This window comes from Neolewinella persica DSM 23188, assembly GCF_000373105.1.
GTDB classification, from domain to species: Bacteria; Bacteroidota; Bacteroidia; order Chitinophagales; family Saprospiraceae; genus Neolewinella; species Neolewinella persica.
In genome coordinates this window covers 177,926-187,208 of record NZ_KB890415.1, presented here as the reverse complement: position 1 = coordinate 187,208, position 9,283 = coordinate 177,926, and the positions used below count along the sequence as shown (strand labels likewise).

Here is a 9,283-nt window from a genome sequence, read left to right as displayed (position 1 = left end):
TTGCGCCCGCACACAGACCTGGACGGCCAATTACACCGACGCTTGTCTCAACGTGGCACAGACGGTGACCATCACCTACACCTGGGTGGAGGACAGAGAAGATCCCGTTTTCACCAATTGCCCCACCGCTCCCATCGACTTGCTTTGCAATCCTACCCTGCCGACTGGCGCGGATGCTATCGCTGCGGCCGGAACGGCCACCGATGCCTGTGGCACCCCGACCGTAACGGTCGTGCCTGGCAACGTAATAAGCAACGGCTGTACCCGCACTCAAACCTTCACCGTTACCGCTACCGACGCGTGCTTGAACGATGCCGATTGTATCGTTACCTATACCTGGACGGAGGATACTGAAGACCCTATGGTCTCCGCCGATTTCGATCCGATTGCCTGCAATGATCCGCTCCCATCAACGGATGGAATCAGCATTACTGATAACTGTGGTATTGCTACTTCCAGCATCAATCGGCTTCCATTTGTGGAAGACATTTGTAACGGTTACACCGTCAGCTGGGAGGTAATGGCTACTGACAATTGCAACAACTCCACTACTGAAATCGTAACGGTTGATGTTTTGCCCGATACTGAACCGCCTCTGATCATTCCATTGTTCGGAGACGTAGAGAATAACGCGACGATTACCGCCGAATGTCAAAACAGGGACGAAGACTGGGCTCCGTTTGGAGATGGCGCCAATGACGTTACAGCGATCGATGATTGCAGCAACGTAACGATCACCTTTGAAGATGAACTCTTAGAGGAAGGTGAATGTGGCGTTAGTGACTTTATCAGCCGCTGGAGATGTACATGGACGGCTACCGACGCCTGTGGCAACGCAAGTACCTTCACCGTCTTCATGACCATCATTGATACCGAAGCACCGACACCGGTTCCCGGCTATCCTACCCAGTTGACCGCCAGCTGTGATAACGTTCCTGCGCCGATATTCCCTGAAGCAACGGACAATTGTAGTTCTGTAACTACGACACTGTCCACCCAACGGGTTGATGGCAATTGTGGCGGTGGCTACACCCTGATCAGGACATTTACCTTTACAGATGGCTGTGGAAACAGTTCCGATCTCGTCCAAACTGTCACCGTTCAGGATGAAACACCACCTCAAATTTGGCTAACCGGACACTTCCTGGTTGACCTGACAAATGGTGGTACCACGCAAGCTACCTGCCAGGAGCTGAGACAGATTGAGGACGATTTAGAGACTACGATTGTCGAAGACAACTGTGATGCCGATCCTAAATTTGACATTGACTGGGACTACGGTAACTTCGTCGACTGTGCCACTTTCGGTTATTCCTACCTGGCAACCATCACGGTGACTGCAACCGACGATTGCGGAAATACTACACAAATGGTTGTCACCGTCGAAGTCCTTGACCAAACAGCACCTGAACTAATCGATGTTCCCGAGAATACTTGTGCAGATGTATTACCTCCGGCACCACGGGTTTTCGCCGTCGACGAATGTGGCGCGCCCTCAGTCACTATGACCGAGTCTGACCCAATGGAGTGTGGAGATGGAGGATTAGTAGTGATCAGAACATGGACCGCAACCGACCGCTGTGGGAACACGGCATCAGCTTCCCAGGAAATCATTCTATCAGGCGGACAAGCCTCCAATATTGCGATACTGGATGCTGATGGAAATCCGGTTTTCTCGGGTGGTTCATTGAGTATTCCGGTGAATTGTAATGAAAGAGACCTGGGCTTAAGAAACTATGTAATTGAGAACATAGACTACTCTCAGGTTTGTGCCATTACCAACGTTAAAGTAGATATAGAAGACCTGGCACTTACAGAATGTGGGTCAAGAGGTGTTTACGCAAGAGCCACACTTTTGGTCGAAGCGGAAGACGTTTGTGGCGGAACACTGTCTTTCCAGGCCTTTGTTCGACTAATTGACCTTGAAGGCCCGGTATTCGAAGAACTGGCTGAGATTGATCTCGACTGTAGAGCTGAAATTCCTCTGCCTGAAGTCACCGAAGCTTGTAGCTCCGTTGACACCATCTTTGGAGCCTGGATCGATGATCCAACCGCTAATTGCCCGGGAGAAGTTGGTGCCTACCGTTACGAATGGACTGCAGTTGATATTTGTGGCAACACTTCTACAGCAGTTCAAATAATTCACGTCAGAGACTTCTTCGGTCCCGTGTTCAAGAACCTGCCGGATGATGGCTGCGCGGAAGAAATCGACCCAACGATGGTCGTCGCAATCGACGAATGTCTTGGCGTGGAAGTACCGGTCACCTTTACCTCAACCACTAGTCAACTTGACGGTTGTGGTCTGCTTACGACCTGGACCTGGACGGCTACTGATGCCTGTGGAAACGTAAGTACTGCCAACAGATACCAGCAAAGTGAGGATGATACCGCTCCGGAGTTTGTGCCGGTCCATAATCGTCTGGACGAAACCCGGAACGGCGACGTTATTTCGCTTTCCTGTCCGTTCCCGCGTATCAACGACCAGGGCTACCCTGATTTCGGAAACCGGGCCTTTGAGCTGATCGACAACTGCCCTGCAGATGTAAACCTTAGCGTGAACATCACCAGGCTTACGGAAGACGATTGTGATCCCGATGGTTACCTCGGAACTTATGAATACGTCTGGACAGCTACTGATGCCTGTGGAAACGCAAGTACCTATGAACTAACCATCACTTTTGTCGACAATGACGCTCCGGCCTTATTCAATACGCCGCAGCCTAAATACACAATTTTCTGTGATGACGAAATTCCCGCCGTGCAGCATCCTACTGCATTTGACGCCTGCAGCAGTGCCCGACTGGATTATAGCACCAGTACAACCGATACGGAGGAAGGTTTCTTACTAATCCGTAAATGGATAGCTACAGACCTTTGTGGAAACATGCAGGTATTTGAGCAATTCATCACTTACATTGATAAGGAAATCAGTTGTGAATTTGAACTGGAAGGCGACATCTGCGGCAGATCAAATAATCAGCTCACGGTGATTAATAGCGGCGGACGAGCACCCTATACTTACGAATGGAAAATGGTCGATTGTGATGGTTTCATTACTGATGGCTCCGACGAACAGACCGTCACCTTCACGAGTGGCTACACACGCCAGAACTTCGAAGTGCTGGTCACTGACGCCGATGGATGTACGCAGCTTTGTACCTACACCGCAGAATGCGTGAAGCAAACGATCACCATTGGGCAGATTGAAGAATTTGGTACAGGATCAGTTGGTGAAGGTCGCGGGTTCACCGTTTACCCGAACCCGGCCACCACCTCCATCTCCATCTCTCTTGCTAGAAATGATGGAAGTCCGGTCATCTTTGAAGTGACCGATCTGGTTGGCAGGAAACTTATTTCCCGCAAGGTGAACAACTGGCCAGACGGGCCCTACGAGGTCAACATCAACACCCTGCCCGACGGACCATATTTAGTGCGACTCCAACAGGAGAACGGGCTGAGTAGCGTCCAAAAAATTGTGGTCATCAAACCATAATTAACGTCAGGTATTGATTTAGCGAACTGCTGTCGGATTTTCCGGCAGCGGTTCGCTTTTTTCTCGCTTTCAGGGCGGGGCCGCAGGTGCAAAGTAAGTAGGATAAACAGCAAGCGGGAACCAACTGAATTCGCAGTATTGAAGTAACAATGATTTAAGACTTTCAGTCCGCTAGAGACAAGGGAGTACGATAATTCTTTAACACGCAACGATAAGTGCTGCTGACTTTCTAAGCTTCGGGAGCCCGCAGCCCCGTTTGCCTCCGTACCACAAGCCCTCAACCAATTCTTGCACCTGCGGCCGCGCCTGATTAAATTCATAGTTCATAGTGGGACAGTTTGCTAAAAATTAGCCTCCGATGAACTACTGACTATGAACTACAGGCTAAGAAACCTACTACAACTGTAATATTCCATTTCTTTTACCGACCTTGCGCTCCGCAATTAACTGATACCATGAGATTTTACTACCTCCTTTTCTGCCTGGCCCTGGCCACTACCCTATCCGCACAACGCACACCGATCGATTCCAGCCTGACGGTAAGCTTCGAAGACTACGACCCGCCCAGCACACTGGTGGTTCCTGAACACCCGATGACCCGGGCCAGCATTCCTTTCGTAGACATCCACAGTCACCACTGGAGGATGGGTACCCAGGACCTGGATAAACTGATCGGGGAAATGGATGAGCTCAATATGCAGGTAGTTGTCAACCTCAGCGGCCGCGGCGGAGAAGCCCTGAAAGGCATGATGGACAACATCAACAAATCTGGCTACCAGGATAGAATCGTCTGTTTCACGAACATTGAAATCCGTAGTATCGACGATCCCGATTACCTGGAGGCTACGCTGACGCAGCTTCGCTACGACAAAAGCATCGGTGCCCGAGGACTCAAGATTTATAAGTCTCAGGGAATGTCCAACACAGATAAAGCTGGCAACCGGATCAAGATCAATGATCCGCGCCTGAAGCCAATTTTCGAGCTGGCCGGCGAATTCAACTGGCCCGTCCTGATCCACTACGCCGATCCCAAACAATTTTGGCAAGACCACGATGCGGACAACGAGCGCTGGCTGGAGCTAAAGCTTCGCCCGGGCCGTAAGCGTGGCCCCGACAACCCCGCCAGCTGGGAGACCATCGCTGCCGAAGCCCACGACCTGTTCAAGCAAAACCCCAACACCAATTTCATTGCGGCTCACATGGCCTGGTACGGCAACGACCTGACCTTCCTGGGCAAGTTCCTGGACGACAACCCCAACGTCAACGTAGAGATCGGTGCCGTGATCGCAGAATTGGGCCGGCAGCCCCGCGCCGCCAATCGCTTTTTCGAGAAATACCAGGACCGGGTACTCTTCGGCAAAGATTCCTACAACCCGGGAGAATATGCCACTTACTTCCGCGTCCTGGAAACAGATGACGAGTACTTCCCTTATTACAAGCGCTATCACGCCTTCTGGAAAATGTACGGCCTGGATTTACCTAAGCCTATTCTTGAGAAGTTATACTGGAAGAATGCGGTGCGACTGGTGGGACTGAAAGAGGCTATGTGGAAATAATCTGCTGCGCTTTTTTTCCCATTAAGGGCATTCAGGCATTAAGAAAATTTCACTTCTTCTTAATGCCTGAATGCCCTTAATGGTTACTGGAACACCATTCTCTATAACCGCAAAGAAACCAACCACTCCAAAGACTCTTCCGTACGGTACATCGCCTGAGAGAGCGTCATGGAAGAAAGGTCGAGCAAAGCATGAACGCTGCTTAGGCCAATGGCCTTGACGTCGGCAGCGGTCACCTCCTGACGACCGCAAAACGCGATGACCTTCGGCACTCCAGCTTCCCTGGCGGCCCGGGCTACCCCGCTGACCACCTTGCCGTGGATGGTTTGGTTGTCGATTTTTCCTTCGCCGGTGATGACCATGTCAGCGCCCTTGACGAGGTTGGTGAAGCCGACTGCCTCCATCAAAACATCGATGCCGGGGCGTAGCCCGGCGCCGAGGAAGGCGACGCAGCCCGCCCCCAGTCCGCCGGCTGCGCCAGCCCCCGAAATGGTCCGGACATCTCTGCCTAACGAAGTATTGATTCGGTCCGCAAAAATGCTCATATTTCGTTCCAATTCCGGCAAATCAGCTACCGTCGCACCTTTTTGCGCTGCGTAGGTAAAAGTGGCGCCTGAAGCACCGAGCAACGGATTGTCCACATCGCAGACGGCAGTAAAACGAACATCCTTAAGCATTGGGATCACCTCGGAGTGATCGATCCGTTCCACCCATTCCAGGGAGTTTCCCGTGGGTACAAAGTCTTCGGCTTTCTTGCCGAAAAACCGGTAGCCAAGGGCGGCGGCCATGCCGGCACCACAGTCGTTGGTAGCGCTTCCGCCAAGGAAGAGGTAGATGTCATTGGCTCCCCGGGCGATGGCGTCGTCGATCAGGGTACCAACGCCGATGGTGGTGGTATGCCCGGGATCGCGGCGGGGACCGGGAACGTGTTGCAGGCCTGCGGCCTGCGCGACCTCGATGTAGGCTTTGCCCTCCCCCATCAGGTACTCCGCCTGGACGGGCTTACGCAATGGGCCGGTGACCTCCAGCCGGTGCTTTTGCAGGGGTAACAACTGTTGCAGGAGCTCCAGGCTGCCTTCCCCACCATCGGCCAGCGGTTGTTCGATGATCTCCGCCTCCGGGTATTTTTTCCGTACCACCCGGCCGATGGCCGCAGCTACGCCGGCTGCGGAAAGGGTGCCTTTAAATTTATCGGGGGCGATTAGGATTTTCATTGGTGGAAGGTACGGTGAGGGGGGCGATTTTGGAAGCTTTGGGGGGAGTAACCACTAAAGGAATAACCACTAAGGAGATAAGAACACTAAGCGCTACACTAAGAGAAAGGGAGCTGAAGGAACCATTAAGGGGGTTCAGGTATTAAGAATTTTGGAACTCCGTCGGATGGATATTCGGGCTTAGCGGAGCATTTGGAGGATGAAGAGCAACTCGGCTGACCGCCGTAGGCGGATATGGTGGCGAGAATTCAATTCTTGACGCTTCGGCTAGTTTGATAAAACCAATAAGTCCACCACGAACTATAAAGCCACAGCCTCTCCTAGCCATCGTAAATGGCTTATCTTTTAACCTAAGCCCTTTCTCCCACCTTTCGCATCTTTGCAGACCACCAAAAAACATAGAAAAATGGCAATGCTAAATTTCGGCGGCACCGAAGAGAAGGTCGTCTTACGTGAAGAATTCCCCCTGGAGAAAGCCCTGGAAACGTTGAAGGACGAAACCATTGCGGTACTCGGCTACGGCGTACAGGGTCCTGGCCAAAGCCTGAACTTACGTGATAATGGCTTCAACGTGATCGTTGGTCAACGGAAAGGCGGCGCCAGCTGGGATAAAGCAGTTGCCGACGGCTGGGTACCCGGAGAGACGCTCTTTCCCATCGAAGAAGCGGCTGACCGGGGCACCATCATTCAGTACCTCCTCTCTGATGCAGCGCAGATCGAAGTGTGGCCAACCCTCAAGCCGTACCTCACGGCCGGCAAGGCACTTTACTTCAGCCACGGCTTTGGCATCACGTTTGATAAGCGGACGGGCATTGTTGCCCCCGACGATATCGACGTGATCCTCGTAGCTCCCAAGGGATCCGGTACGAGCCTCCGTCGGATGTTCCTGCAGGGACGCGGTCTTAACTCCAGTTTCGCCATCAAGCAGGATGCGACCGGCCGTGCCTACGAGCGCGTCATCGCCCTCGGCATCGGAGTGGGTTCCGGCTACCTGTTCGAGACCGATTTCCAACGGGAAGTCTACTCTGACCTTACCGGCGAACGTGGCACCCTGATGGGCGCCATTCAGGGCATCTTCGAAGCGCAGTACGGCGTACTGCGTGAGAATGGCCACACGCCCTCTGAAGCCTTCAATGAAACGGTGGAAGAACTAACCCAGAGCCTCATGCCCCTCGTTGCCGAAAACGGTATGGACTGGATGTACGCCAACTGTTCCACCACCGCCCAGCGCGGAGCGCTGGACTGGAAAGACAAGTTCCGCGACGCTACCCGCCCCGTCTTCGAAGACCTTTACCGCAGCGTAGCTACCGGAGAAGAAGCACAGCGCAGCATCGACTCCAACTCTCAGTCTGACTACCGTGTCAAGCTGGAAGCTGAACTCAAGGAGCTTCACGACAGCGAAATGTGGCAGGCAGGACGGACCGTTCGTGGCCTGCGCCCAGAGAATAACTAATCAGGTTTCAGGTTGCAGGTTGCAAGTTGCAAGTTGCAAGTTGCAAGTTGCAAGTTGTGGCGACAACCTGCACCATGCAACCTGAAACCTGCAACCTGAAACCTGCAACCTGAAACCTGCAACCATGCCCACCATAACCTCCTCACTAATCGCCGTAGAAGACGTCATGCGGGCTCGCCAGCGGCTACGCGGCGTTGCGCTGCATACGCCCCTGCAACGGAACCCTCGCCTGAGTGAACTGTACGGTGCGGAGATTTACCTGAAGCGGGAGGATTTGCAGGAAGTGCGGAGTTACAAAATCAGGGGAGCCTACAACAAAATGTCTCTGCTGTCTAAAAAGCAAAAGGAACGCGGCGTAGTGTGTGCCAGTGCTGGCAACCATGCTCAGGGTGTGGCCAGCGCGTGTGCAAAAATGAAGGTGAAGGGCACCATTTATATGCCAGCCGTGACGCCATTGCAGAAAGTAAATAAGGTCCGGACTTTCGGCAAGGAATACGTAGAAGTGGTCCTGATTGGCGACAACTTTGATGCGGCCTACGCCGAGTCGATGAAGGCGATGGAAGAACAAGGCCTGACCTACGTGCACCCCTTCGATGACCGGGATACGATTGCGGGCCAGGGCACCGTAGGGCTGGAAATACTGGATGATGCGCCTGGTCAGATCGACTACCTGGTGATGGCCGTTGGTGGCGGCGGGTTGAGTGCGGGAGTGGGCAGTGTTTTTGCGCAGCTCAGCGCACACACGAAAATTTTTGGTGTGGAGCCGGGCGGAGCCCCGGCGATGCACGACAGCATCGCTAAGGGAGAAGTCATCACCCTTGAGCATATCGACAGTTTCGTCGATGGTGCGGCGGTGCGGCGCGTAGGCAAGAACAATTTCCCCATCGTAAAAGCGGTAACGGAAGGAATCCTCCTGGTTCCCGAAGGCAAGGTATGTATGACCATGCTTGAACTGTACAACGAGGATGGCCTGGTAGTAGAACCCGCCGGGACACTGGCGGTGGCGGCGCTCGACCAACTTGGTGACATAAAGGGCAAGACCGTGGTGTGCGTCATCGGTGGTGGCAACAACGACATTACCCGCACGGCTGAGATTCAGGAAAGGGCCCTGCTGTATGCCGGGTTGAAGCACTATTTCATCGTTAAGTTCCCCCAGCGGGCGGGTGCTTTGCGTGACTTCCTCAATCTGCTCGGGCCCGAAGACGACATCACCCACTTCGAGTACACTAAGAAACATAACCGGGCGATGGGCCCGGCGCTGGTAGGCATTCAACTAAAAAAGTCTGAGGAGCTTGCGGGCTTACTCAAGCGCATGGACGACGGCGGAATCCAGTACCAGGCGATCAACGATCAGCCCATGTTATTTGACATGTTTGTTTAGACGGGCGCGACCGCAGGTGCAGGAAAAAAGACTAAATAGCAAAGGTAAATGGCTGTGGTACATCTCGCAGGTGCAATGCAGCACAGTACTTGGTGCGCCTTGCATTCGCCCTCGGCGGCTGGCCGAAAAAAGGTTACCCCTACCCTGCTTTATTCGGCTCCCCTTTGCACCTGCGGCCCCGCCCAG

General features: G+C 53.3%; 5 protein-coding genes. 4 read left to right on the top strand and 1 reads right to left on the bottom strand.

All coding sequences use genetic code 11. The annotated features are described in order from the left end of the window. Positions 1 to 3,493 (top strand): T9SS type A sorting domain-containing protein (locus B036_RS0103645; RefSeq protein ID WP_020567329.1); only part of this gene is annotated, 3,493 nt, incomplete at its 5' end. Positions 3,494 to 3,948: 455 nt separating this feature from the next. Next, complete coding sequence (locus B036_RS0103640; RefSeq protein ID WP_020567328.1) at positions 3,949 to 5,049, top strand: amidohydrolase family protein; 1,101 nt, start codon at positions 3,949 to 3,951, stop codon at positions 5,047 to 5,049. 101 nt (positions 5,050 to 5,150) lie between these two features. On the opposite strand, the gene B036_RS0103635 is transcribed toward B036_RS0103640, so the two are convergent. Then, positions 5,151 to 6,263, bottom strand: coding sequence for a glycerate kinase family protein (locus B036_RS0103635; RefSeq protein WP_020567327.1), 1,113 nt, complete (start codon positions 6,261 to 6,263; stop codon positions 5,151 to 5,153). A 406-nt stretch (positions 6,264 to 6,669) separates the two neighbouring features. On the opposite strand from B036_RS0103635, the gene ilvC reads away from it, so the two are divergent. Both ilvC and ilvA read left to right on the top strand, forming a co-directional pair. Next, positions 6,670 to 7,716, top strand: coding sequence for a ketol-acid reductoisomerase (gene ilvC / locus B036_RS0103630; protein WP_020567326.1), 1,047 nt, complete (start codon positions 6,670 to 6,672; stop codon positions 7,714 to 7,716). 124 nt (positions 7,717 to 7,840) lie between these two features. Continuing rightward, a complete protein-coding gene (gene ilvA / locus B036_RS0103625; protein WP_020567325.1) occupies positions 7,841 to 9,097 on the top strand; it encodes a threonine ammonia-lyase in 1,257 nt (418 codons plus the stop codon). Positions 9,098 to 9,283: the final 186 nt, after the last annotated feature.

Excerpts from the sequence above, each read along its gene's own strand:
- B036_RS0103640 (WP_020567328.1), top strand. The coding sequence starts at position 3,949 with ATGAGATTTTACTACCTCCTTTTCTGCCTGGCCCTGGCCACTACCCTA.
- B036_RS0103635 (WP_020567327.1), bottom strand. The coding sequence starts at position 6,263 with ATGAAAATCCTAATCGCCCCCGATAAATTTAAAGGCACCCTTTCCGCA.
- ilvC (WP_020567326.1), top strand. The coding sequence starts at position 6,670 with ATGGCAATGCTAAATTTCGGCGGCACCGAAGAGAAGGTCGTCTTACGT.
- ilvA (WP_020567325.1), top strand. The coding sequence starts at position 7,841 with ATGCCCACCATAACCTCCTCACTAATCGCCGTAGAAGACGTCATGCGG.